The sequence below is a fragment of the Methylococcus mesophilus genome, assembly GCF_026247885.1.
Taxonomy (GTDB): domain Bacteria; phylum Pseudomonadota; class Gammaproteobacteria; order Methylococcales; family Methylococcaceae; genus Methylococcus; species Methylococcus mesophilus.
The window spans coordinates 573,942-597,979 of record NZ_CP110921.1; the positions used below are offsets into that span (position 1 = coordinate 573,942).

Here is a 24,038-nt window from a genome sequence, read left to right on the forward strand (position 1 = left end):
TTCGGTGCGGGGCAGCGGATCGATGCTAGCGCGCCGGCGTAAACTCGATGTCCTGGAAAAACTTGTCGGCCTCCTTCTCCGTCTCCGGATCGAGGGGCCGCGGGTTGTTGCGGTAATTGGTTTCGTTGATGTAGGCATGGAGCACGACGGCGCTGTTCTGCGGATGGCGGCAGAGGAATCCGCGGTTCACGTACTCGTAGACCATCTGCTCCACCGACTGCTGAATCGGGGCCGGCTCGATCTGCCTGGCCTTGAAGGTCACGCACGGCGCTCCGTTCTTGGAGTACGGTTCCACCGTCAACTCCACGAGGCTTGAGCGCTCGATGTCTTCGAAATCGTCCGAGATGCCGTCGTAGCGTTTGGCCAGGATGGCCTTGGCCGCATCGGGAAATCCAGCGGCATCCGCCGACTGCGCCTTGCCGGCCGGCAAGGATTCCACACCCAGCCGGGCATGAACGAACTTCGGGCGCTTCTCCCTATCCTCCTCCCTCGGCTTGGTGTTTTTCTCGAACACGATGCTGCTGCTCTTCTCCTCCTTGAGGATCCAACCTTCACCTTGCGGCAATGTGACTCTGAATCCATTGCCTTGAAGCCGGCCTTGAGCGTCGGCCGTTGCCGTCGGATATTTCGCGCAACTCCAGACAAAGGGGGTGAGCAAGCCGAGCACCAGCAGCTTGCGAGCGAGGGGGCGGCGATCCGCACCCCGGTAGGCTGAGAAGTTCATGGGCATCCTTGTATGGTCGTTCGAACAGAAGTGAAACGGTCGCTTGTACTAACGCACATTCGATGCCAAGGCCCTCCGGCATGCATTTTTGCTGCACGCTCAACAGGCATGGTACGCAACGTGCTTTCAGAGCAGCAGGAAGCCCGACAATTTGGCCAGGAGGCGGCGGACTCGGCGCCGCGGCTCAAACGTTCCGGGGTACCGCGCTGCTGTCCTGACAACAATAGGGAAACAGGGGTGTTGGAGCCGCAACAGGCTCCGGCGCAATACGCGCTACAACATAAGAATAAAAATATTCGTATTTATTCTTTATTGTTTTATGCAACGCGTTGTTAGAGTTAGGCAACGTCAGACGATGAACCTCGTCGAAAGCGTCGCCGGCGCATGCACTGGAGCCACCGCAATCACCACCAGAGGCGAAGCGAATCATCATGGAAAACACTCTTCCCGATCGACCAACCGAACTGCTCAAGGAAGGACAACTCTCCCCGGTCCTGACTTTCCAGGAACCTCGTTCGCTCTCGCTCTCCATCCGCGCCAGCGCCTTAGTGTTCGAGGATCCCTCTTCGCGCCGGCTGTTGGATCACGTCGAGCGGATCGCACCCAGCGACGCCACTGTGCTCATCATCGGCGAAACCGGCACCGGCAAGGAACTGATCGCCCGTCACATTCATGCCCTCAGCAACCGGCGCAACGGCCCCTTCGGTGCATTGAACTGCGCCTCCCTGTCTGAGTCGCTGATCGAAAGCGAGCTGTTCGGCCACGAGAAGGGCGCGTTCACCGGGGCCGTGGGGGCCAAGGAAGGCTGGTTCGAAACCGCCCACGGCGGCACCCTGTTCCTCGACGAGGTCGGCGACCTGCCTTTGGGGCTGCAGGCCAAGCTGCTGCGGGTGCTGCAGGAGCGTGAAGTGGTCAGAGTCGGCGCGCGCCGGGCCACGCCGATCGACGTGCGGGTCATCGCCGCCACCAATGTGAACCTGGAAGAAGCCGTGGAAGCCGGTCGCTTCCGGGCCGATCTGTACTACCGCTTCAACGTGGCGAACGTGCGGCTGATCCCGCTGCGGGAACGCTCCGGCGACATCCTGCCCCTGGCCCGCCATTTCCTGAATATCTACGGCAAGCGCCTGGGCTATACCGAGGCCTTGCTGACGCCGGAAGCCGAGCAAATCCTGCTGGACTACGACTGGCCGGGCAATATCCGCGAGTTGGAGAACGCCATCCACCGCGCCCTGCTGGTCTGCCCCGGAGACCGGCTCCGTGCCTGCGATTTCAAGCTCTCCGGCTTGAAGACCCAGGCGCCGGCACCCTCGATTTCCACCTCTTCCCTGGAAAACGCGCTGAAAGTCCTGTGCGAGCGCTCTCCGCCCAAGCTGTTCGAACTGATCGAGAAAACCGTGATCCGAACTGCGTATGACTACTGCGAGCAGAATCAGGTGCAGACCGCGCGCCTCTTGGATATCAGCCGCAACGTCCTGCGCCACCGGCTGGCGATCTACGGCATGCTGCCCGGCGACAAGCCGCCGGAACCGGAGCGGCCCTTACCGGCCCGCCAGCACGGCTACGTTCCGCCGGCAGCCGAACTGGGCTGCTGCGACTGAGCCCAATGCCGTTAAATTAAGAAAAACTTGCCGTTCCGGCAGGGATTGCCGGAACTCAGCAATCAGGGATGGCGAAAGGCCTTCATGTCCATGTGACCTGGATTCATGCCGGGCTATCCTGCCCGGCACCCAGCGGGCTGGTGCCAATCCGCTCCCGGCGGCTTGGTCCGGCGGTCCCTGCCGGTATGACGGCTTAACTTAATGGCATTGGGACTGAGCCCGCATCCTCGCGGCTCCATGACCGATTTGTGTTGCCCCTCCTCCTTGACGACCCGCTCTTGCGGGTCCTTTTTTGTACGCTGCTGACCGGTCAACAGTCGGCAGGCAACCGTTGCTGCTGTCCGGGCAGCGAGTGTGCGCAAGCGGAAGCCATCCATGATCCCGGGGCTCCGGCAATCCGTGCCGGGGCGACGGGAAACTGCGAAAAATTCTTGGCATGCTCCTTTCAATGGAACGGGACGGGAATAACCCGCAACCCTCACCTAGGAGTCCTCATGTCCACCGCACCCAATCTGTACCGCACCGACCAGTCGCTTCGCTTTCTAAAGAATGCCGCCGAAATCGAGCCGACCGGAGGCGCTCTCGGCGCATTCGTATCCGGAATCGACGCCAGCCTCCCGGTCGACCCCGCCACCCTCCTCAAGCTCCGGCAGGCCCTCAACGACCACCACATCCTGATCTTCAGCGGCCAGAAGCTGACCGACGAGGCATTCCTCCGCTTAGCCACCTACTTCGGCGCGGTGTTCATCCCGCCGGAAGACGTGCCGGTACTGGCTTCCGACAATGCCGGCAAGACCCCGGACATCATCCCGATCGCCAACGTCGAAGGCGGCTACACCGGCAACGGCGAGCTGCACGCCCATATCGATCATCAATGGACGCCCTATCCTTCCGCGGGCTCGCTGCTGTATGCGCTGGAAGTGCCGGAAACCGGCGGCGACACCACCTGGATCAACCTCGCCCTGGCCTACGACACGCTCGACGAGGCCACCAGGCACCTCATCGACGGCCTGCAGCTCATCACCTACAATCCGTTCAAGCGCAAGCCGGGCGACCCGCGTCCCCGCTACCGGCTCGACCCGAAAGCTCTCCCCAGCAGTGAGGCCTTCCCCCACCCGCTGGTGCGCACCCATCCCGAGAGCGGCAGGAAGCTGCTGTATCTCAGCGCAGCCACCGAAGTGGAAATCGTCGGCTGGGAGCCGCAGGAGGGCGCGGCCCTGATCGAGCGGTTGCGGACCCATCTGGCAGAGCCGCGTTTCGCCTACCGCCACCACTGGCGCGTGGGCGACATCGTGTTCTGGGACAACCAGGCGACCGTGCATGCGCGAACCCCGTTCCCCGCCGAATCGCGGCGCGTGCTCAAGCGCATCAGCCTGGCAGGAGGGCGGCCCTTCTGAGCCATCGATCGAAAATCATGAGCCAAGCCCGAACGCTACTCGAATCCCGTTACGGCCGGCACGAACCCCTGCCGGCCATCGCCTCGAACGCAGTCCTGGAACACCTGCTTTCCCACCGCTCGGTCCGCGCCTACACCGCCGAGCCCTTGGCGCCAGGCACGCTCGAAGCCCTGGTCGCTGCAGCCCAGTCCGCCGCCAGTTCATCCAACCTTCAGCTCTGGAGCGTGGTCGCGGTCGAAGACGGCGCGCGGCGCGCCCGCCTGGCCGAACTGGCCGGCAACCAGGCCCACATTGTCCAGGCGCCGCTGTTCCTGGTCTGGCTGGCGGACCACGCCCGTCTGCGGCGGATCGCGGCCCAGCGAGGCATCGGCGCGGAAGGGCTCGACTGCCTGGAGATGTACACCATGGCCGTGGTCGATGCCGCGCTGGCGGCGCAGAACGCCGTGGTCGCCGCGGAATCGTTAGGGCTGGGCACCGTCTACATCGGCGCGATGCGCAACCACCCGGAGCAGGTGGCGGCGGAACTCGGTCTGCCGCCAGGGGTGTTCGCCGTGTTCGGGCTCTGCGTCGGCCATCCCGACCCCGCCGCTGTCCCCGCCATCAAGCCGCGCCTGCCGCAGGAGGCGGTGTTACACCGGGAAACCTATGCCCTCGAAAGCCAGGACGGCGCGGTGGAGCGTTACAACGCCGCGATGTCGGAGTTCTATGCCGAACATAACATGGCGGTCTCGGGCGACTGGTCGAAACACTCCGCCTCGCGCATCTCCGGCCCCGCCAAGCTGTCCGGCCGCGACCGGCTCAAGGCGGCCCTGAACGCTCTCGGCTTCGAACTGCGCTGACATGGACGGCCTTGCCCTCAGGCTGAAGATCGTCCAGGCCGGCGAACCGGTGCTGCGGCAGCGGGCGCGTCCCTTGAGCCCGGAGGAAATCCGTAGCGCCGCGATCCAGGCGCTGATCGAGCACATGCGCGAGACGATGCGCGACGCGCCGGGCGTGGGACTCGCCGCGCCGCAGATCGGCCAGGGTCTGCAACTGGCCGTCATCGAAGACCGCGCCGACTACCAGAAGGGCCTGTCGGCCGAGGAACTGGCGGCGCGAGGACGCGAACCGGTGCCCTTCCACGTCATCGTCAATCCGGAAATCGTCGCCCGCTCGGAAGAGACCGACGTCTTCCACGAAGGCTGCCTGAGCCTCGCCGGCTTCAGCGCACGGGTGGAGCGCGCCCGCTCGGTGCGGGTGTCCTGCCTGGACCACCGCGGAGAAACGCGGATCATCGAGGCCAGCGGCTGGTATGCCCGTATCCTGCAGCACGAGATCGACCACCTGCACGGCGGGCTCTACATCGACCGCATGGACCCGCGCAGCTTCGCCAGCCAGGCCAACTACGCCCGCTACGGGGACGGCGAAACCGACTGACGCCGGAGCTGAGGATGCTTGTCCAGCAGCACTTTCGCAGCAGCGCATGGCTCCATGAACACAGGCCTGCCGGCTGAACCGGGAGGAATCGGGGGCTTAGACGAATGGCACGGACCCTGCTCTTTCCGCAATAGGCGAAGACAGGCATAGCGACCGGAAAGCCCGCCGCGGGTCCAGCATCAGCCCACACGCCCCTTCCGGCAACGCGCGCGCCAGGGACAAGGAGCGTCTTCGCCCTTCCCGAAATCACTCAAGCATTGGAGACCGCTCATGCCCACGCTTTACGTCGCCCCCGGCGCCTGCTCCTTCGGAGCCCACGTCGTCTTGAAGGAACTCGGCATCCCCCACGAGATTGCCGTCGTACCGCTGCGCACGCCCGATTCGCCGATCCATCGGGTCAACCCGCTGGGACGGGTGCCGGCACTGAAGCTGGATTCCGGCGAAGTGCTGACCGAAAACGGCGCCATTCTGCCTTTTCTCGGCGACCTCAAACCGGAAGCCGGGCTGTTCGGCCCGGCGGGCTCGGTCGAGCGCGCCCGCATCCAGGAGTGGATAGGATTCCTCAACTCCGAGCTGCATCCCGCCTTCCGACCCGTGAACCGCCCGGAGATTTTCCACGACGACGGCGCAGCCCACGACGCGATCAAGGCGAAAGGCGCCGAACGCCTGCTGCAACTGCTCCACTTCGTGGACCGCAAGCTGGAAGGAAAGACCTGGGCCATCGGCGACCGCTTCACCATTGCCGACGCCTACCTGGGCGTGTTCTGGCGCTGGCTCCATCGCACCCAAAGCCCCTGGCTGGCGCAGTTGCCGAACCTGGCCGCCTTCGGCGCCCGCTTCGACCAGCGTCCCTCGGTGCAGGCCGCACTCGCCGCGGAAACAGCTCCCCCTCAGCAGAAAGCCGCTTGATCGGCTAAGACCGGCATCTACAGGGGCCGCGCCAGGCGGCCCCGCTCATTTACCTCGCGAGGTTGGCGCGCCGTGCTTCCCAGCCCACAGCTTCGACTGATTGGCACCGCCGGCGTGACCTACGGTCAGCCAATACCCGCGTCAGATGTCGAACCCCCGAACTTTCCAAACCCGACTATCTGGCTCCCCGCCGCTTTGGCCCCCCACGGCGGCCCTTCCGCTTGGTGTAGCGCCATTGCGATCCCCCGGCGGGTCCGCGCAGCGCTGAGGCCGAGGCTGCGTGGGGAAACCGGTCCATGGTCCGCAACACCGGAAACAGGTACATCCAGGCCGCGGTCACCACCAGCGTCGCGACGCCGCCGAAGACCACCGCCGGCACCAGCCCCAGCAGCACGACGCTGGCCCCGGATTCGAATTCGCCCAGTTCGTTCGACGCCCCGATGAACACCGAGTTGACGGCGCTGACCCGTCCGCGGATCGCGTCCGGCGTCTCGAACTGGACCAGGATGTGGCGGATGTACATGCTGACCATGTCACCGGCGCCGAGCAGGAACAGCGCCACCAAAGACACGGCAAAGTTCGTCGACAGGCCGAACACGATCGTGGCGGCGCCAAAAACCGCTACGCCGCCGAACATCCAGTGCCCCACCCGGCGCGTGATGGGCGCATGGGCCAGGGCGACCGCCGTCAACGCGGCCCCCACGCCCGGCGCGGTGCGCAGGATGCCCAGCCCCGTCGGCCCGACGTGCAGTACGTCGTTGGCATAAGCCGGCAGCAGCGCGGTCGCGCCGCCGAACAGCACGGCGAACAGGTCGAGCGAGATCGCCCCCAGCACGACCGGACGTGAACGTACGAAGCGCAGGCCTTCCAGCAGGGTATGCCAGGTCGCCGGTTCGCGCTGCCTGCGCTGGAACCCGGTATGCACGAAGGCGATCGAGACCGTAGCCAGCGCGATCAGGCCGGCCACGACGGTGTACACGGTTTCCGGGCCAGCCAGGTACAGCAGCCCGCCGACGGTCGGGCCCCCGATCACCGCCACGTGGAAAGCCGAGGAACTGATCGCGACGGCATTGCCGAAATCCTCCGCGGGCACCAGGCTCATCACGATCGCCTGGGTGGTGGGCATGACGAAGGCCCGCGCCACGCCGAATACGGCCATCACCGCCAGCACCGGCCAGATCTCGCGCAGGCCGAACAGCGTAAACGCCAGCAGGGCCAGGGCGCAGAGCAGGTCGACCGCGAAGCAGACCGCCAGAATCCAGCGCTTGTCGTGATGGTCCGCCACCTGCCCCGCCACCAGCACCAGCGCCGCGAAGGGGAGAAATTGCGCCAGACCGACCAGGCCGAGGTCCAGCGCCTCGCCGGTGATCGCGTAGACCTGCCAGCCGACGGCGACGCTCTGAATCTGCAAGGCGATCTGGACAAGGAAGCGGGAGCCCAGGAACAAGGCGAAATTGCGGTGGCGCAGGGCGGAAAAGCCCTTCAAAGAATCGGACATCGGCGGCTCGAAAAGAAAACAAAAAAGCCCGCCGCAAAAACGAGAGGCCCGGCCCTCGTCGAGAACCGGGCCTTCGACCCTTCCGGCGGACGAACCCGGCTCAGGGCGAGGGGTTCGGGTAGGTATTGTGAATGGCTTCGATGCCTTCGGCCACAGTTGGCGGCAATTCGAGGTCGATGCTGGCGAGATTGCTGCGCAACTGCGCCAACGTCGTCGCCCCGATGATGTTGCTGGTCAGGAACGGCCGGCTGTTGACATAGGCCAGCGCCGCCTGCGCCGGGTCCAAACCGTGGTCGCGCGCCAAGCCGACATAGGCCGATACGGCCTTCTCGGCTTCCGGGCTGTTGTAGCGGGCGAAGCGGTCCCACAGGCTGAGGCGGGCGCCTTCGGGTTTCGCACCGTTCAGGTATTTGCCGGACAGCACGCCGAAAGCGAGCGGCGAATAGGCCAGGAGGCTGACGTCTTCGCGGTGCGAAAACTCGGCCAGACCCACCTCGTAGGTACGGTTCAGCAGGCTGTACGGGTTCTGAATGCTGGCGATGCGCGGCCCCACGCCTTTTTCCGAAAGCGAGAGGAACTGGGACACCCCCCAGGGCGTTTCGTTGGACACGCCGACGTGGCGGATCTTGCCGGCCTTGACCAGATCGCCCAGCACTTCGAGCGTCTCCTGGATCGGCACGGTGAATTCGTCGGCGATATGGCTGTAGCCCAGCCGTCCGAAATGATTGGTGCTGCGGTCCGGCCAATGCAGCTGGTATAAGTCGATGTAATCGGTCTGCAAGCGCTGCAGGCTGCCTTCCACGGCGGCTTCCAGATTCTTGCGGTCGAAGTGCGATACGCCGCCCCGCACATGGGCCGCCTGCGGCAGCAAACGGGACGGACCCGCGGCCTTGGTGGCCAGGATCACTTGCTCGCGCCTGCCGCTCTTCTTGAACCAGGAGCCGATGATGCGCTCGGTGGCGCCGTAGGTTTCCGGCTTTGGCGGCACCGAGTACATCTCCGCCGTGTCGATGAAATTGACGCCGGCGTCCAGCGCCAGATCCAGTTGTTCGTGACCGTCCTTTTCGCTGTTCTGTTCGCCGAAGGTCATGGTGCCGAGACAGATCCGGCTCACTTCGAGGCCGGTGCGTCCCAGGGGAGAAAACTTCATTACGTGGTGCTCCTTGTCGTTGGGGATGGATCAAGCTTTTCCGCCACCGCGAAGATCAGGTTCCGGGTCAGCACGATGCCCTCCGGCCCCCGGAGCTTCGCCAGCTCGGACTTGATTTCTTCGATGGCCGAAGCCCTCAGCGCGGCCGGCAGCGTGCCCAGAAAATTGCCGAAGGAACTCGATCTGGAGAAATCGATGACCGTCGCGGGGTTGTCGAAATGGTCGACGAAGCTGCGGATTTCGAGCGAACGAACCCGGAAACCTGCTCGCTCCAGCAGCGCCGCCAGTTCCGCCGACGTCACCTTGTAGGGCGTCGTGGCAGAAACCACGGGGTGCGCGGCGTAAGGCGGACGCTCGACCACCGACTGCACGATCCGCTCCAGCGCATGCGGCCGCTCCCTGGAGGCGGTGCTGATGCCGAGCCGGCCGCCGGGTTTCAGCACCCGGTAGGCTTCGGCCAGGCTGCCGGCCTTCTCGGGCAGCCAGTGGAAGACGCTGTTAAGAAACACCGCATCGAAACTGTCGGCCGGGAAATCGCGGAGATTCTCGCTGCGGCCCTCGCGGAACAACAGGTTGGCGGCACCGCGCCGCTTGGCGATCTCGACCCGCAGCGGCAGCGGATCGACGCCCACCACCCAGCCTTCTTCACCCACCAGTCCGGCAGCGTATTCGGTCAGCCGGCCGGTGCCGCAACCCACATCCAGCACGCGCTGGCCTCGGCCCAGGCCGAGGTCGCCGAGCAGCAGCTTGCCGTGGTTGTACTGCTTGTCGCTGAGATCTTCGTATTGCCGGGCCAATACCGGCGTATCCAGGGCCAGAGTCGTCATGGCGAATCCTCAAAGGGTGGGGACAAACAGTACGAAGCAGGAACCGGACCAGGCAGCAACCCGCGGGCTCCCGCCCCGAGGCTCCGAAGCCGTGTTGGCCGGCCACCAGCGAGACACCAGGGGATGGTGATATGGCAACATTCGGCGCTGTCCCCAGGGCAGCAGCGGCGGTTCGGGCGTATGCTGGCACCGTTTCTGCTGGAGTCTTGATCCCGTCCCGAGGAAACCTGCATGAGCGCAACCCAACTCAAACCCATCCCAGCCAGCCAAGGGCTGCTGTTCTCTCCGTTCCGGCTGCGCGGCATCGAATTCCGCAACCGCACGGTGCTCTCGCCGATGTGCCAGTACGCCGCCGCCGAAGATGGCCTTGCCAGCGACTGGCACCTGGTTCATTACGGCGCCCGCGCGCTCGGCGGCATCGGCCTCAGCATCGTGGAAGCCGCAGCGGTGACTCCGGGCGGGCGCATCAGCCCGGCCGACTTGGGGCTATGGGCCGACGAACAGGTCCCGGCCCTCAAACGGGTCACAGACTTCATCCGCGCCCAAGGCTCCGTCGCCGGCATCCAGCTCGCCCATGCCGGCCGCAAGGCCAGCAGTCACGGCGCCGCGATCGGGCCGAGCCCGTTGGCATTCGGCCCCGGCTCCCCCGTTCCGCGGGCGTTGGACGACACCGGCCTCGAACAGCTCATAGCCGCCTTCGTCCTGGCGGCGAAACGCGCCCTCGCCGCCGGATTCGAGGTCGTAGAGTTGCACATGGCCCACGGCTACCTGCTGCATTCGTTTCTGTCGCCCTTGAGCAATCGGCGCGACGACGCCTACGGCGGCTCCTTCGACAACCGGGCCCGGTTCCCGCTGGCGGTCGCCGCCGCCGTACGCGCCGTGTGGCCGGACGAACTGCCCTTGTTGGTGCGCATTTCCGCGACCGACTGGGCAGAAGGTGGATGGGATCTGGAACAGTCGGTCCGCTTCGCCGGCCTGCTCGGCGAACTCGGGGTGGATCTGATCGACGTTTCCAGCGGCGGCACGCTGCCCGACGCCGTTCCCCCTGCCGCGCCGGGCTACCAGGTCCCCTTCGCCCGGGCGATCCGGGAGCGCACCGGACTCCCCACCGGCGCGGTCGGCCTCATCACCGAACCACGTCAGGCCGAAGACATCCTCGTGTCCGGCAGCGCTGACGCCATCTTCCTTGGCCGCGAGCTGCTGCGGCGGCCGCACTGGCCGTTGAACGCCGCGGCTCTGCTTGGCGCCGACATCGGCTGGCCGGAACGCTACGCCAGAGCACGTTAACCTCACATACGACTAGAAAACGACCATGACCGTCCCCTATACCCGTCTCGGCCGCACCGGCCTCAAAGTCAGCCGCCTCTGCCTGGGCACCATGAACTTCGGTCCGCAGACCAGGGAAGCCGACAGCTTCGCCATCATGGACAAAGCCCTGGAGCTGGGCATCAATTTCTTCGACACCGCCAACGTCTACGGCTGGAAGCTGGGCGAAGGCGTGACCGAGCAGATCGTCGGCCGCTGGCTGGCCCAGGGCGGACGGCGCGAGAACATCGTGCTGGCCACCAAGGTTTACGGCCGCATGGGCGAAGGCCCCAACGACCAGCGCCTGTCCGCCTACCACATCAGGCGGGCGGTCGAAGACAGCCTGCGGCGGCTCAAGACCGACCACATCGACCTCTACCAGATGCACCACGTCGACCGCGAAACGCCCTTGGAAGAAATCTGGCAAGCCTTCGAGCAACTGGTCCAGCAGGGCAAGGTGCTGTATGTCGGCAGCAGCAACTTCGCCGGCTGGCAGCTCGCCCACGCGCAGGGGCTGGCCTCGGCGCGGCACTTTCTCGGACTGGTGTCCGAGCAGAGCCTGTACAACCTGGCCGAGCGGGCGATCGAGTTGGAAGTGATCCCGGCGGCCCGCGCCCTGGGCATCGGCATCATCCCCTGGAGCCCGCTGGCGCGCGGCGCGCTGGCCGGCGACATCCACGCCAAGAGCGGCCGGCGCGGTTCGGAGCTGACGCAGAAATTCATCGAGAAACACCTAGACCGGATCGAGCGCTACGAGGCCTACTCCGCCGAACTCGGGGAAAAGCCAGCCGATCTGGCTCTCGCCTGGCTGCTGCACAACCCGGCGGTGACGGCGCCCATCATCGGCCCGCGCACGCTGGAACAGCTGGAAGGCAGCCTGCGGGCGCTGGAGATCGAGCTGACGCCGGAGACGCTGAAAACGCTGGACGAAATCTGGCCCGGACCCGGCGGCGAGGCACCGGAAGCCTATGCCTGGTGACATCCCCATGACTCACCGGGAACATGCTTCGCCCGTCGCCAAAGGGACTACTCGCGCAGGGAAACTCTCCCTGCTGCGCCGTCTCGCGCTGCTGAGCCCCTTGCTCCTCGCCGGCTGCGCTTCCGGCCTGATGATCTACGCCGACGACGTGCCGCCCGGCACGCTGCGGGTGGCTCAGGTCCAATCGGTCGCCACCCGCAACGACATCGTGCAGATGCAGAAGACCTACCAGGCCCTGCTCGCCTCGGGCATCAAAGACTCCGCCATCACCAACGGCAGCCTGGGCGCAGCCCGCGTGCTCTGCTGCGGCGGGCCGGCCGAACACGGCTCCGACATCTATTTCTACATCCCGCCCGGTACCAAGCTGGCCTTCGGCGACTTCGTCGAAATCCGCTCCGGCCGGCCGGCGAAGGACGGCAGCCCCGGCATGCCCAGCACCTTCGTCCGGGTGGTCCAGAAGCGCGACGAACGGACGCCGCAATGCCGCTGGGACCCGCCGGAGGAATACAACTGGAAGCGTGTCGTCTACTGCGACTGGATGCCGAAGGAAGGCTGGATCGAACCGGGACTGTTTCCGGTCTGGTACAAGCGGTAACCGACGCCCGGAGCCGGCTTTACATTCCCCTCACAAAATCTTGAACCCCGCCATGAGAGAATCCGGCCCGGCTGCCGCTTCGGCGGCCTCACGCTCCTGAGGGTCATGGAATCGCTTTTTACGTTCGCACGCCGGCACCGTCTGTTTCCATTACTGCTGCTGGGTCCGCTGTCCGGCCTGACGGGCTGCCCGAGCGACGCCGGCAACGCCCAGAAACCGGGACCGGGCGCCAAGGCTCAGGGCAAGGTGCCGGTCACCGTCGCGGTGGCGGTACGCAACTCGGTCCCGATCCGTATCAACGCGGTGGGCAACGTCGAGCCCTACGCCACGGTCGCCGTGCGCTCCAAGGTCGAAGGGGAGTTGCTGCGGATCGCCTTCCGCGAGGGCGACGACGTGGTCAAAGGACAGCGCCTGTTCGAGATCGATCCCAGCCAGTACAAATCCCAGGTCCGGCAGGCCGAGGCCAATCTGGCCCGGGACAAGGCCCAGCTGGAAAACGCCCGCTCGCAGGTCCAGCGCTACGAGCAGCTGCGCAAGATGAGCTTCGTCTCCGAGGAAATGATGCAGCGCGCCCGCACCGACGTGGAGGTGTACGCCGCCAACGTCCAGGCAGACGAAGCGGTGCTGGGCTCCGCCCGGTTGCGCCTGGCCGACGCCTACATCGACGCCCCGATCAGCGGGCGCACCGGGCGGATCATGGTCCACCAGGGCAACCAGGTGAAAGCCGACGGCAACGCGCCGCTGGTCGTCATCAACCAGATCGAGCCGATCCAGGTGAATTTCGCCATTCCCGAACAGCGCCTGGCGGAACTGAAAAGCCATGCCCAAGGCCATCAGGTTGCCGTTTCCGCCGAAGTGGCCGGGGCGCAAGGCCCAAGGCCGGCAGGCGAATTGCGCTTCATCGACAACACCGTGGACACCACCACCGGCACGATCAAACTCAAAGCCACCTTCCCGAACAAGGACCGCGGCCTGTGGCCGGGCCAGTTCGTCAAGGTATTCGTCGAGCTGGGTGAGGATAAGAACGCCCTCACCGTCCCCGCCAAAGCCGTGCTAACCGGCCCCCGCGGCGCCTACGTGTTCGTGGTGAAACCCGATCAGACCGTCGAAATGCGGGACGTGGTGCAGGAACGGCAACAGGGTGAAGAAGCGGTGATCGGGCGAGGGCTGGAAGCAGAGGAAAAGGTAGTGCTGGATGGGCAATCGCGGTTGGTGAATGGGGTTTCGGTGGAGATCAAACCAGCACCCTAAAACGCACTCTCTGAACGGTTACGCGAAGCGTGGCCGTTTCCGCTCTTGACTTTCCCCCGTCAGGCCGCGCCGAGCATCGCAGCTTTCGGCGAGAACAGCCCGAAGGGGAGCCGCAGGGAGGCGGCTCGTCCATCGAGGGGCAAGGAGTCCCTTCGATGGACCCTCGCCGAAAGCGACAACTTTGCTGGGAGCAAAGTTGAACAGCCGTAGGCTGGCCCGCAGGGCGAAAACCATGGACGGTTTTCGTAGAAGCGCAGGAAGCTTTCGCGGCCTCCGGGCGGCCTTTTCTTTGCGTACTTTCTTTTGGCCGCCCAAAAGAAAGTACGTCGGCCGTGGGTCCGAAAACCCAATTTCAATCAAAGCCGCGCGCAGCGCTTCCAATCCGATTTCCTAAAGCGCAAAAATCCCAATGAACCTATCCGCACTCTTCGTGCATAGACCCGTAATGACCAGCCTGGTCATGCTAGGCATCCTCCTGTTCGGTGCCTTCGCATACACCCTTCTGCCGGTCGCAGAACTGCCGAGCGTGGACTTCCCCACCATCCAGGTCTCCGCCGGCCTCCCCGGTGCCAGCGCCGAGACCATGGCCTCGTCGGTGGCGACGCCGCTGGAAAAACAGCTGTCGACGGTGCCGGCCATCGACTCGATGACCTCGAGCAGCACCCAGGGCCAGACCCAGATCACCTTGCAGTTCGCTCTGGAACGGGACATCGACGCCGCCGCCCAGGACGTACAGGCGGCCATCTCCCTGGCCCAGCGGCAGTTGCCGCCGGACATGCCGGTGCCGCCTACCCTGCGCAAGGTGAACCCGGCCGACGCGCCCATCCTGATCCTGACCCTCAGCTCCGCCTACCTGCCGCTGTCCGCGGTGGACGAATACGCCGAGACCCTGCTGGCCCAGCGCCTGTCGATGGTGCCGGGCGTGGCCCAGGTCCAGGTGAACGGTGCGCAGAAATACGCGGTGCGGGTCCGGCTCGACCCGAACGCGCTGGCCAGCCGCGGCATCGGCATCGACGAGGTGCGCAAGGCCTTGAGCGAGCACAACGTCAATCTGCCGACCGGCGTGCTGTACGGCAAGGACCGCGCCTATGCGGTGGAGGCATCGGGCCAGCTCCAGAGCGCCAAGGATTTCCGTCCCATGATCGTGGCCTGGCGCAACGGTGCACCGGTACGGCTGGGCGAACTGGGAGAGATCGTCGACGGCGTCGAAACCGACAAGGTGGCAGCCTCGACCAATCTCCAGCCGGCGATCTTCCTCGCCCTGCTGCGCCAGCCCGGCACCAACACCATCGAGGTGGTCGACACCATCCGCGAACTGCTGCCGAAGCTGCGGGCGCAGATGCCGGCGGGGCTGGAACTCAATGTGTTCTATGACCGCTCGGAAACCATCCGCGAGTCGGTCGCCGACGTGCAGGGCACCATGGGACTGACCCTGGTGCTGGTGGTGCTGGTGATCTTCCTGTTCCTGCGCAACGTCCGCGCCACGCTCATCCCCAGCCTGGCCCTGCCGCTGTCCCTGGTCGGCACCTTCGCCGCCATGCATCTCTTAGGCTTCAGCATCGACAACCTGTCCCTGATGGCGCTCACCTTAAGCATCGGCTTTGTGGTGGACGACGCCATCGTCATGCTGGAGAACATTTCCCGCCACGTCGAGGCCGGCGAATCCCCGCTGCAAGCCACTCTGAAGGGTTCCCGCGAAATCGGCTTCACCATCGTGTCGATGACGATCTCGCTGATCGCGGTGTTCATCCCGGTGCTGTTCATGGGCGGCATCGTCGGGCGGCTGCTCAACGAATTCTCGGCGACCATCATGATCGCCGTGCTGATTTCCGGATTCGTCTCCCTGAGCCTGACGCCGATGATGTGCGCCCGGCTGCTGAAGCCCGACGCGGAACGCATTCCCGGGCGGTTCTACCGGGCCAGCGAAGCGGTGTTCGACGCCGGCCTCGCGGCCTACCGGCGCAGCCTGAACGCGGTATTGGCCCGGCAGAACTGGACGCTGGCGGCGTTCTTCCTGATCCTGTTCGGCACCGGCTGGCTGTTTACCGCCGTGCCCAAAGGATTCCTGCCCAGCGACGACACCGGCCTCCTCATCTGCATCACCGAAGCCGCCTCGGACATTTCCTTCGACGCGATGAAGGAGAAGCAGCGCGCCATCGCCACGATCATCAAGAACGATCCGAACGTGGAATCGATCAACGCCGTGGTCGGCGCCAGCGGCATCAGCCAATCGCTGAGCCAGGGCCGGGTCATCGTCCGCTTGAAGCCCCGCGACCAGCGCCAGCCGGCCGAAGCGGTGATCCAGGGGCTGCGGCCCAAGCTCGCCGGCGTTCCCGGCATCAAGGCCTTCATGCAAAACCCGCCCGTCATCCGGATCGGCGGCATGGTCAGCAAGAGTCAGTACCAGTACACCCTGCAAAGCGTCGACACCGCCGAGCTGTTCCATTGGGCGCCGATCGTCGAGGAACGCATGCGCGGCCTGCCCGGCTTCCTGGACGTGACCAGCGATCTGCAGCTCAACAACCCCAAGGTCCGGATCGACATCGACCGCAACAAGGCCTCGGCCCTAGGCATCACCGCCGGCCAGATCGAAGACGCGCTGTACAGCGCCTACGGCGCGCGCCAGGTCTCCACCATCTACACCGCCTCTAACGAATACGCCGTGATCCTGGAGCTGGACCCGCGCTACCAGTCCGACCCCAACGCCCTGTCTCTGCTATACCTGCGTGCAGGCACCGGTGCGATGGTGCCGCTCAGCGCCGTGGTCAAGATGGAACAAGGCACCTCGCCTTTGTCCATCGCCCATCTTGGCCAGTTGCCCGCCGCCACCCTCTCCTTCAGCCTGCCGCCGGGCGCAGCCCTGAGCCAGGCCATCGACCGCCTCGGCGCCGCCATCGCCGAACTCGGCCTGCCGGAATCCCTCACCGGCCGCTACCAAGGCTCGGCCCAGGCCTTCCAGGCCTCGCTCAAAGGCCTCTGGCTGCTGCTGCTCATGGCAGTGCTGGTCATCTACCTGGTGCTCGGCATTCTCTACGAAAGCTTCATCCACCCCCTCACCATCCTCTCCGGCATCCCCACCGCCGCCCTCGGCGCCCTGCTCGCCCTGCTGGCGTTCCAATACCCGCTGGACCTGTACGGCTTCGTCGGCATCATCATGCTGATCGGTATCGTCAAGAAGAACGCCATCATGATGATCGACTTCGCCCTCGAAGCGCAGAAGCTGCAAAACTTACCCCCCGCCCAAGCCATCTACGACGCCTGCCTGATCCGCTTCCGCCCCATCATGATGACCACCCTCGCCGCCATCATGGGCGCCCTCCCCATCGCCCTTGGCGCCGGGGCCGGAGCGGACAGCCGCCGGCCCTTGGGACTGGCGGTCGTCGGCGGACTGCTGGTTTCGCAGCTGCTGACGCTATACATTACGCCGGTGATTTATTTGAAGTTTGAGGGGTTGAGGAGGAAGAAATAAGTGGAGCCAGCGTAGGATGCGCTGAACGAAGGGAAGCGCATCAATCGATGCTTGCAATAATCCTTATCGGGGGGCGGCAAATATGATCGATGCGCTTCGTACCTCAGCGCATCCTACTCAACCTATGACCGGCTGAGCGAAGCCGAAACCGGCCGATGCGCAGCGCCTTGCCTTCAGACGCCGTGCGCCTTGAACCACTCGCGCAGCCGCCGCCAGCCGTCTTCGGCGGCGTCCTTGCGGTAGCTGGGACGGTAATCGGCGTAGAAGGCGTGGGGCGCGTCGGGATAGACCCGTATCGCCGACGGACTGCCGGCGGCTTTCAGCGCGGCGCGCATCTGCTCCACGGTGTCCAGCGGAATGCCCTGGTCCTGCCCGCCGTACAAGCCGAGCACCGGCGCTTTCAGTTCGCCGGCGAGATCGACCGGATATTTCGGTGTGAGGGCGTTGCGGTCGCCGGTCAGCCGCCCGTACCAGGCCACCCCGGCCTTGAGCCGGGGCTGGTGGGCGGCGTAGAGCCAGGCGATGCGGCCGCCCCAGCAGAAGCCGGTCAGCCCTAAGCGGTCGAGGTCGCCGCCGTTCCTGCCGGCCCAGTCCACCGCGGCGTCCAGGTCCGCCAGGACCTGCCCATCCGGCACCTTGGATAGCACTTTCTCGCGGATTTCGTCGATGCTCGCCAGCTTGGAGACGTCGCCCTGGCGGAAATACAGTTCCGGCGCGATGGCGAGATAACCCAGCTTGGCCAGCCGCCGGGTGATGTCCTTGATGTGCTCGTGCACGCCGAAGATTTCCTGCACCACCAGGATCACCGGATGCTTGCCGCCCCCCCGCGGGCACGGAGCGGTAGGCCGGCAGCGTGCCGCCCGCGGCCGGAATTTCGATCCCGCCCGCGATCAGCCCTTCGCTGCCGGTATGGATAATGGTTTCAGCCGCCAAGGCGGGACGCACGGCCAGGGCGAAACCGGCACTCAAAACCTTGGCGACGAAGCCGCGCCGGTCCGAATGAAAGCTGGGCAGGGTCCTGTCGCTCATCTTTCCTTCCCTAAAATACTCCTAGCCCGCCTCCGACGACCTTGAGCGCGGGCTTGGCGTTGACGGGTTTGAAACCGCTGATTTCGCCGAGCACCTCGTTTTTCAAACGGGCGAACTCCGGATCGGCGCGGTCGCGCGGATGCTCCAGCGGCACCGGCACGATGCGCTTGATCCGGCCGGGCCGGGCATCCATCACCACCACCCGGTCGGACAAGAATACCGCCTCTTCCACGTCGTGCGTCACCAGGATCATGGTGATGTCCTCCTGTAGCCAGATGCGTTGCAGCTCGGTCTGCAGGTAGATCTTGGTGAGCGCGTCCAGCGCCCCGAAGGGCTCGTCGAGCAGAAGGATTTCCGGCCGGTTGACCAGCCCACGGGCGATGGCGGCGCGCTGCGCCATGCCGCCGGAGAGTTGGTGGGGATGGGCGTTCTCGAAGCCGTGCAGACCGACCAGGTCGATATGCTCCTGGATCAGCCGCTCCTTCTCGGCACGCTCCAGGTCGGCGTTGAGCAGGCCCAGCCCGACGTTCTCCCGCACCGTGGCCCAGGGAAACAGCCGGTGCTCCTGGAACACAATGCCGCGCTGCAAACCCGGCCCGGTGATGCGCTCGCCGTCCAGCAGGATGTCGCCGCGGTAGTCGCCCTCCAGGCCGACGACCAGCCGCAGCAGTGTGGATTTGCCGCAGCCGCTGGAGCCGACGATGGCGACAAATTCGCCTGGCTTGACGTCCAGGTCGATGTTTTCCAGTACGCTCAGCGTACTCCCCTTGACCTTGTACTGCTTGCTGACGTTGCGGATGCTCAGTGTGCCGAGTTCGGACATGGCGATGCTCCCGATCAAGCGAACGACTTGCGCCAGTGCAGCAGGCGCGCGCGGGCCAGCCGGACGCTCAGGCTGATGCCGAAGCCGATCAGGCCGGACACGATGACGCCGACGAACACGACATCCATTTCCAGCGATTCCTGCGCGCTTTCCATCATGGACCCGACGCCGCCGGTGGCGTTCATCAGGTATTCCGCGCCGATGGTGGACAGCCAGGCGTAGAGGAAGCCGAGCTCCAGCCCGTTGAGTATGGCAGGCGTAGCGGCGGGCAGCACGACCGAGCGGATGCGCCGGACCGGCGAGAACATCAGGACCCGCGACACCTCGAGCAGTTGCTTGGGCACGCTGCGGATGCCTTCATAGGTGTTCACCACTACGGGGAAAAACACCACCAACGCGATGAAGGCCACCTTGGCCGAATCGCCCAGGCCGAACCACACCGAGATCAGCGGAATCCAGGCGAACGGAGCGATCTGGCGGAAAGCGTGCAGGGTCGGGCCTAACACACGGTCCGCGGTGCGGGACAGGCCCAGGATCAATCCGGCGGCGACGCCGATGAGCGAGCCGGCCAGCCAGCCCAGACCCATGCGGGTAACGCTGAGCTTGAGGTTGAACAGGAGATCGCCCTCGCCGAGCAGGCGCTCGAAGCCGCCGAGGATGACCGAGGGCGATGCCAACAGAACCGGATTGATCCAGTGAGCCTGCGCGGCGATTTCCCACAGCGCCAGCAGCGCCAGAGGAATCACCAGCCCGCGGTAGCGGGATGCGTCGAATGCCGGCAGGGACAAGGCGCGGGCGCGGACCTTGGGCGCGGTACGGATGGCTGTGCTGATCGTAGACATGATGTAATCCTCGGGTAAGGGTTTGAGTCGTTGTTTCTTCAGGCGGTCGCCGGCTGCCAGCGGGTCATGCTGCGTTCGGCGAGGCGCAGCAGCTGATCGAGCACCAGGCCGACGGCGCCGATCACCAGGATGGTCGCCAGCACCACGTCGAGCTGGAACAGCTGCCGTCCCATCACCATCAGGAAGCCGATGCCTTCCGAGGACGCCATCAGTTCGACGGCGACCATGGCCTTCCAGGCGTGGCTCAGGGAAAGACTGATGCCGGCGAAGATGGGCGGGATCGCCGCCGGGAAAATCACCTTGCGCAGCAGCTGCAGCGGGCTGAAGCGGAACACGCGGGCCACTTCGACATAGCCGCGCGGCACGCCCTTCACGCCTTCGAGCGTGTTCAGCGCCACCGGCACCACGCAGCCGATGGCGATCACGGCGACCTTGAGCGCCTCCTCGATGCCGAGCAGCACGATCAGCAAGGGAATCCAGCCCAGCATGGGCACGCTGGCCAGCGCCTTGAAGATCGGACCGAGATAGGCGTCCACCCGCCGCGACAAGCCCATGGCGAAGCCCAGCGCCAGGCCGACGCCTCCCCCCAGAGCGAATCCGGCGAAGACCCGCTTGAGGCTGATCCACAGATTGGTGGACACCTCGCCGCTGGCGATCAGATCGGTCAGCGTGGCCCAGACCACCGCCGGGGGCGGCAGAATCTGTTGCGAGGTCCAGCCGTAGAGCGCCGAGGCGTGCCACAGGGCCGCCAGCGCCACCGGAAACAGCAACAAAACCGCCAGCTTGAACACGCCGGCGAACGAAGCGCCAAGTACGCGGGGCAGGAAACCTCGCGAATCACGGGAAAGAGTGAGCGATGCGATGATAGTCATAGCCGTCATAAGCCCCAGAAATTGGTGTTGAAGAGAGATCCAATGACTCGCGTAGCCGCCACCCGCCGTGCCCGCCAGGGCCCCCAGGGGCCCGGACAGGGCGGATGCGCCCGCGACGGTTCCGCGTCCCAGCGTCTCGCTGACGGATGCCAGCCGAACCACGTTGACGATGCCCAGCATTCCCAACCCCAGTCCGAGCAGCACCCCGCCGAGCTGAAGGTGCGCCAGCTCCTGCGCCATTCCCAGGCACCCCAGCCCGAGCACGGCGACGCCGAAACTCAGCCGGTAAAACCGCTCCTGGCCGATCCTGGCCAGGAGTCCGTTCAGCAGGAACAAGGCAGCCATGAAGCTGAAGCCCTGCAGAGCGATGAGCCGGGCAGCCTCGTCCCGCGAGGCGTGGAACTGCTCCAGCGCGATCAGCACGATGAACACCGTGTAGAACATCAGGGAACCGTGGGCCACCAGGTCGATCAGGCTGGTTTCGACGATGTCCCGGTGGCTGAACAAATCGGCCAGCGCCTTGCGCAGCGGCACCGGCCGGTCCTCGGCCCGGCGCCCGAGGGCTTCGCTGCGCCCGCTCAAGATGCCCCAAGCCAGACCCATGGTCGCCAGGAACGACGCGCCGATCAGCCAGAACGCCCCCTGGTAGTCCAGGAAGCCCAGCAGGTAGCTGCCCAGCATCGGACCGGCCACGAATGCCCCGGCCAGCTGAACGCCGCGCAGCCAGCCGGCCTTGCGCTGGCCGGCGATAGCGAGGTAATGGAAGAACTCGCTCTGGGTCGATATGAAGCGCATCGGCATGAACATGCTGGCCGCGGCGCTGGCCAGCAACAGCCAGTAGGGCGAGTCGGCGAAAGGCGTCAGGAAATAGACCGCCCCGGCCAGAATGCTGCCTAGCATGAACATTCCCCTGGCGCCCACGTACCCGATCGCGATGCCGATGGGCAGGCTGACCAAGGCCATCATCAAGGGCTGCGATCCGGTGATGAAGCCGATCTCCGCCTTGGACGCCCCCAGCGAGAGGGCGAACAGAGGCGTCGCCACCTTCACCATGCCGATGGACAGCCCGGCCAGCAGGACCAGCAGCAGAAAGAGATAAAGGCGCCGCTCGTCCGCCGCCTGGCCTGCCGAGATCCGATGTGCGCTCATGCCGTGCCGCATTATTTGGATTGCCAGGCTTCAGCCTGCTCCGGCTTCCAGCGGTTTTCGTACTTGAGTTCCTTGAGCGCCGCGTCCAGGTAGGTGTGGTCGAACCACTGGTTCAAGTCGATGTCGTTGCGCACCAGGCCGAAGCGCTTGGCGTCGTTGAGGGCCTTGCGGTAGCTGGCGATGAAATATTCGTCCAGCAGCGGCGACTGCTTGACGTCGAAGTCCTGGCCGTCGTTGTCCTGCTGGAAATACTTGAAGGGGAAGCCGGACTTTCCCCAGATCTGGTAGACCTGAGTGCGGTTCTTGGGATCGTTGCTCCAGTCGGCCGCCTTCAGCAGGACCTTGACGACGCGCTTGGTGATATCCGGATACTTTTCGGCAAATTCCTCCGTCACCGTAACGCCGGTCGAGCATCCGTATTTGGCGTCGTTGTCCTTCTGAGCATCGTAGATGATCTTGGCGAGGCCCCGGTCGCGGACCGAGAACAGGGGGTTGCCGCCGAAAGCCGCCTCGATGTCCTTGCTGGCGAGTGCCGCGGTCGTCGTGCCGGTATCCATGTTATAGACCTTGAGATCCTTCTCGGACATGCCGTTGGCTTCCAGGATGCGCGCCGCCGTGAGCTGGAGACAGGTCCCCTTGAAAATGGCGACCTTGCGGCCGGCCAGGTCTTTCACCGAACTGGCGCTGGAATCTTCCGTCGCCGCCACGTAGATCTGGGCACGGCGCCCCGTCGCCATGATGAATTTGGTCGGAAGACCGTTGGCTTTGCCGATGATCTGCGGCAGATCGCCCTGCCAGGCCAGGTCGAGCAGGTTGTTGGTGTACGCCTCATTGACGCCGGGACCCGCGGTCTTGAAGAAATGCCAGCGCACTTTGATGCCGTCCGCCTTGAATTCCTCTTCCAGCAGCCCTTTGGCGTGCGCCGTCGCGACGAAGCTGCCGCCCACCTGTGGCCGGCCACCCTGGCCCACCGTGGCGACGCCGAAATTTATGACCTCCGGCTTGTCCTCCGCCTCGCCGTCGTAGGCCACGAGGATGAGGGAGAACGCCAATAGGATGGATATCCACTCGATTCTTATGCTCATGTTTCCGATCTCAGTCTTTGTGGTGTTGGTGTAAAAATCGCTTAGCCTGCTACGGCTTCCCGCCGCTGGCTTCGGGCTTCCAGAACCCCCCCAGCTTCAGCTCCGCCAATGCCGCATCGAGGTAGCTGCGGTCGATCCAGCGGTCGAAATCGACGCTGCCCCGCACCAGGCCGAACTGCTTCGCGTCATCCAGCGCGACCCGATAGCGGTTCACCTGGTAATCGTCGATGAGGGGGGAAAACTTCTGCTCGAGGTCCTGGCTGTCCCACTCTTCCTGGAAGTATTTGACCTCGACGCCCGACTTTGCCCATATCTGGTACAACTCCGCCCGGTTCTCCGGCTGGGCGGCCCAGTGAGCAGCCTTGACCAGGATCTTGACCACCCGGCGGGTGAGATCGGGGTGACGGTCCGCGAAGCCTTCGGTGACCGTGAATCCGGTGGAGCAGCCGTATTTGCCGCCGTCCTCGGCGCCGGAATAGATGATCTTCACCAGCCCCTGATCGCGGACCGGGAGCAGGTTGAAGGAGCCGAACGCCAGTTCCAGGTCCCCGCTGCTCAGGGCGGAGACCGCGGCCAGCGCGTCCAGGTTGTAGACCTTGAGGTCCTTCTCCTTGAAGCCGTGGGCGGCGAGCAGGCGGGCGACCGACAGATGCGGGCAGGTGCCCTTCTGGATCGCCACGCTGCGGCCCTTGATGTCGCCGATGCCCTTGGCCGTCGAGTCCTTCCGCGCCGCGAGGTAAAAGTACTGACGGCGGCTCGCGCCCAGGATGAGCCGGGTCTTCAGTCCGCTGGCCCGGCCGATGAGCTGGGGCAGGTCGCCCTGCCAGGCGAAATCCAACTTGCCGTTGGTGTAAGCCTCGTTCACGCCGGGACCCGCGGTCTTGAAGAAATGCCAGTTGACCCGGATGCCATCCGCCTTGAACTCCTCCTCCAGCCAGCCCTTCACATGGGCCACGGCGGCCACCGAACTGCCGACATAGGGACGTCCGCCCAGGCCGATGGAAGCCACGCCGATGTTGATCTCCTTCGGCACCTCGGCCGATGCGCCGCCGAGGCCGCCGAGAACGGCCAGGGCTCCGAACATCGCTTTCAAGACCGCATTCATGTCCTGTCCCTCCTG

General features: G+C 65.2%; 20 protein-coding genes and 1 pseudogene. 10 read left to right on the plus strand and 11 right to left on the minus strand.

From position 1 onward, the window contains the following. Positions 1 to 25 precede the first annotated feature (25 nt). Complete coding sequence (locus OOT43_RS02750) at positions 26 to 724, minus strand: hypothetical protein (protein WP_266023151.1); 699 nt, start codon at positions 722 to 724, stop codon at positions 26 to 28. Between the two features lie 184 nt (positions 725 to 908). Then, complete coding sequence (locus OOT43_RS02755; protein WP_266023152.1) at positions 909 to 1,157, minus strand: hypothetical protein; 249 nt, start codon at positions 1,155 to 1,157, stop codon at positions 909 to 911. Here OOT43_RS02755 and OOT43_RS02760 point away from each other — a divergent pair. The 5 genes from OOT43_RS02760 (at position 1,156) to OOT43_RS02780 (ending at position 6,044) form a co-directional block, all read left to right on the plus strand. Continuing rightward, a complete protein-coding gene (locus tag OOT43_RS02760; RefSeq protein WP_266023153.1) occupies positions 1,156 to 2,322 on the plus strand; it encodes a sigma-54 interaction domain-containing protein in 1,167 nt (388 codons plus the stop codon). The two genes, OOT43_RS02755 and OOT43_RS02760, sit on opposite strands and share 2 nt — an antisense overlap. Before the next feature lie 494 nt (positions 2,323 to 2,816). After that, complete coding sequence (locus tag OOT43_RS02765) at positions 2,817 to 3,719, plus strand: TauD/TfdA dioxygenase family protein (RefSeq protein WP_266023154.1); 903 nt, start codon at positions 2,817 to 2,819, stop codon at positions 3,717 to 3,719. 17 nt (positions 3,720 to 3,736) lie between these two features. Continuing rightward, positions 3,737 to 4,558 (plus strand): NADPH-dependent oxidoreductase, encoded by an 822-nt coding sequence (locus OOT43_RS02770; RefSeq protein WP_266023156.1) that lies wholly within the window; start codon positions 3,737 to 3,739, stop codon positions 4,556 to 4,558. A gap of 1 nt (position 4,559) precedes the next feature. Beyond that, positions 4,560 to 5,135 (plus strand): peptide deformylase, encoded by a 576-nt coding sequence (def, locus tag OOT43_RS02775; protein WP_266023157.1) that lies wholly within the window; start codon positions 4,560 to 4,562, stop codon positions 5,133 to 5,135. A gap of 270 nt (positions 5,136 to 5,405) precedes the next feature. Beyond that, entirely contained in the window at positions 5,406 to 6,044 is a 639-nt protein-coding gene (locus tag OOT43_RS02780) for a glutathione S-transferase family protein (protein ID WP_266023158.1), read from the plus strand. 175 nt (positions 6,045 to 6,219) lie between these two features. Here OOT43_RS02780 and OOT43_RS02785 read toward each other — a convergent pair whose 3' ends face one another. The 3 genes from OOT43_RS02785 to OOT43_RS02795 all read right to left on the minus strand — a co-directional run bounded on the left by OOT43_RS02785 (position 6,220) and on the right by OOT43_RS02795 (position 9,519). After that, positions 6,220 to 7,542, minus strand: coding sequence for an MFS transporter (locus OOT43_RS02785; protein WP_266023159.1), 1,323 nt, complete (start codon positions 7,540 to 7,542; stop codon positions 6,220 to 6,222). 100 nt (positions 7,543 to 7,642) lie between these two features. After that, complete coding sequence (locus OOT43_RS02790) at positions 7,643 to 8,692, minus strand: NADP(H)-dependent aldo-keto reductase (RefSeq protein ID WP_266023160.1); 1,050 nt, start codon at positions 8,690 to 8,692, stop codon at positions 7,643 to 7,645. Further along, positions 8,692 to 9,519, minus strand: coding sequence for a class I SAM-dependent methyltransferase (locus tag OOT43_RS02795; protein WP_266023161.1), 828 nt, complete (start codon positions 9,517 to 9,519; stop codon positions 8,692 to 8,694). The genes OOT43_RS02790 and OOT43_RS02795 overlap by 1 nt, the downstream gene beginning before the upstream one ends. Before the next feature lie 231 nt (positions 9,520 to 9,750). On the opposite strand from OOT43_RS02795, the gene OOT43_RS02800 reads away from it, so the two are divergent. From OOT43_RS02800 to OOT43_RS02820, 5 genes are all read left to right on the plus strand, one after another. Beyond that, entirely contained in the window at positions 9,751 to 10,806 is a 1,056-nt protein-coding gene (locus tag OOT43_RS02800; RefSeq protein WP_266023162.1) for an NADH:flavin oxidoreductase/NADH oxidase, read from the plus strand. A gap of 25 nt (positions 10,807 to 10,831) precedes the next feature. Continuing rightward, positions 10,832 to 11,803, plus strand: a complete 972-nt coding sequence (locus OOT43_RS02805; RefSeq protein ID WP_266023164.1) for an aldo/keto reductase — start codon at positions 10,832 to 10,834, stop codon at positions 11,801 to 11,803. A gap of 7 nt (positions 11,804 to 11,810) precedes the next feature. Further along, the gene (locus OOT43_RS02810) at positions 11,811 to 12,398 is read left to right on the plus strand and encodes a hypothetical protein (RefSeq protein WP_266023166.1); all 588 of its coding nucleotides are present in this window, start codon (positions 11,811 to 11,813) and stop codon (positions 12,396 to 12,398) included. 105 nt (positions 12,399 to 12,503) lie between these two features. Further along, on the plus strand, positions 12,504 to 13,649 hold the full coding sequence (locus OOT43_RS02815) for an efflux RND transporter periplasmic adaptor subunit (protein ID WP_266023167.1): 1,146 nt from the start codon (positions 12,504 to 12,506) through the stop codon (positions 13,647 to 13,649). A 409-nt stretch (positions 13,650 to 14,058) separates the two neighbouring features. Then, positions 14,059 to 17,118, plus strand: coding sequence for an efflux RND transporter permease subunit (locus OOT43_RS02820; RefSeq protein ID WP_266023168.1), 3,060 nt, complete (start codon positions 14,059 to 14,061; stop codon positions 17,116 to 17,118). A 173-nt stretch (positions 17,119 to 17,291) separates the two neighbouring features. Here the strand turns inward: OOT43_RS02820 and OOT43_RS02825 are convergent. The 6 genes and pseudogenes from OOT43_RS02825 to OOT43_RS02850 all read right to left on the minus strand — a co-directional run. After that, a pseudogene (locus OOT43_RS02825) lies at positions 17,292 to 17,927 on the minus strand (dienelactone hydrolase family protein); the annotation flags it as partial. A gap of 230 nt (positions 17,928 to 18,157) precedes the next feature. After that, positions 18,158 to 18,970: an ABC transporter ATP-binding protein gene (locus tag OOT43_RS02830; RefSeq protein WP_266023171.1), complete on the minus strand. Its 813-nt coding sequence runs from the start codon at positions 18,968 to 18,970 to the stop codon at positions 18,158 to 18,160. 14 nt (positions 18,971 to 18,984) lie between these two features. After that, the gene (locus OOT43_RS02835; RefSeq protein ID WP_266023172.1) at positions 18,985 to 19,812 is read right to left on the minus strand and encodes an ABC transporter permease; all 828 of its coding nucleotides are present in this window, start codon (positions 19,810 to 19,812) and stop codon (positions 18,985 to 18,987) included. A gap of 38 nt (positions 19,813 to 19,850) precedes the next feature. Next, positions 19,851 to 21,833 carry an MFS transporter gene (locus tag OOT43_RS02840; RefSeq protein ID WP_266023173.1) on the minus strand — a complete coding sequence of 661 codons (1,983 nt, stop codon included), beginning with the start codon at positions 21,831 to 21,833 and terminating at the stop codon, positions 19,851 to 19,853. 11 nt (positions 21,834 to 21,844) lie between these two features. Next, a complete protein-coding gene (locus OOT43_RS02845) occupies positions 21,845 to 22,918 on the minus strand; it encodes an ABC transporter substrate-binding protein (RefSeq protein WP_266023174.1) in 1,074 nt (357 codons plus the stop codon). A 49-nt stretch (positions 22,919 to 22,967) separates the two neighbouring features. After that, entirely contained in the window at positions 22,968 to 24,023 is a 1,056-nt protein-coding gene (locus OOT43_RS02850; RefSeq protein WP_266023175.1) for an ABC transporter substrate-binding protein, read from the minus strand. Positions 24,024 to 24,038: the final 15 nt, after the last annotated feature.

Coding starts and splice junctions, on each gene's coding strand:
- OOT43_RS02770 (WP_266023156.1), top strand. CDS start 3,737: ATGAGCCAAGCCCGAACGCTACTCGAATCCCGTTACGGCCGGCACGAA.
- OOT43_RS02850 (WP_266023175.1), bottom strand. CDS start 24,023: ATGAATGCGGTCTTGAAAGCGATGTTCGGAGCCCTGGCCGTTCTCGGC.
- OOT43_RS02785 (WP_266023159.1), bottom strand. CDS start 7,542: ATGTCCGATTCTTTGAAGGGCTTTTCCGCCCTGCGCCACCGCAATTTC.
- def (WP_266023157.1), top strand. CDS start 4,560: ATGGACGGCCTTGCCCTCAGGCTGAAGATCGTCCAGGCCGGCGAACCG.
- OOT43_RS02845 (WP_266023174.1), bottom strand. CDS start 22,918: ATGAGCATAAGAATCGAGTGGATATCCATCCTATTGGCGTTCTCCCTC.
- OOT43_RS02840 (WP_266023173.1), bottom strand. CDS start 21,833: ATGAGCGCACATCGGATCTCGGCAGGCCAGGCGGCGGACGAGCGGCGC.
- OOT43_RS02760 (WP_266023153.1), top strand. CDS start 1,156: ATGGAAAACACTCTTCCCGATCGACCAACCGAACTGCTCAAGGAAGGA.
- OOT43_RS02750 (WP_266023151.1), bottom strand. CDS start 724: ATGAACTTCTCAGCCTACCGGGGTGCGGATCGCCGCCCCCTCGCTCGC.
- OOT43_RS02800 (WP_266023162.1), top strand. CDS start 9,751: ATGAGCGCAACCCAACTCAAACCCATCCCAGCCAGCCAAGGGCTGCTG.
- OOT43_RS02815 (WP_266023167.1), top strand. CDS start 12,504: ATGGAATCGCTTTTTACGTTCGCACGCCGGCACCGTCTGTTTCCATTA.
- OOT43_RS02765 (WP_266023154.1), top strand. CDS start 2,817: ATGTCCACCGCACCCAATCTGTACCGCACCGACCAGTCGCTTCGCTTT.
- OOT43_RS02755 (WP_266023152.1), bottom strand. CDS start 1,157: ATGATGATTCGCTTCGCCTCTGGTGGTGATTGCGGTGGCTCCAGTGCA.
- OOT43_RS02795 (WP_266023161.1), bottom strand. CDS start 9,519: ATGACGACTCTGGCCCTGGATACGCCGGTATTGGCCCGGCAATACGAA.
- OOT43_RS02820 (WP_266023168.1), top strand. CDS start 14,059: ATGAACCTATCCGCACTCTTCGTGCATAGACCCGTAATGACCAGCCTG.
- OOT43_RS02810 (WP_266023166.1), top strand. CDS start 11,811: ATGACTCACCGGGAACATGCTTCGCCCGTCGCCAAAGGGACTACTCGC.
- OOT43_RS02780 (WP_266023158.1), top strand. CDS start 5,406: ATGCCCACGCTTTACGTCGCCCCCGGCGCCTGCTCCTTCGGAGCCCAC.
- OOT43_RS02805 (WP_266023164.1), top strand. CDS start 10,832: ATGACCGTCCCCTATACCCGTCTCGGCCGCACCGGCCTCAAAGTCAGC.
- OOT43_RS02835 (WP_266023172.1), bottom strand. CDS start 19,812: ATGTCTACGATCAGCACAGCCATCCGTACCGCGCCCAAGGTCCGCGCC.
- OOT43_RS02790 (WP_266023160.1), bottom strand. CDS start 8,692: ATGAAGTTTTCTCCCCTGGGACGCACCGGCCTCGAAGTGAGCCGGATC.
- OOT43_RS02830 (WP_266023171.1), bottom strand. CDS start 18,970: ATGTCCGAACTCGGCACACTGAGCATCCGCAACGTCAGCAAGCAGTAC.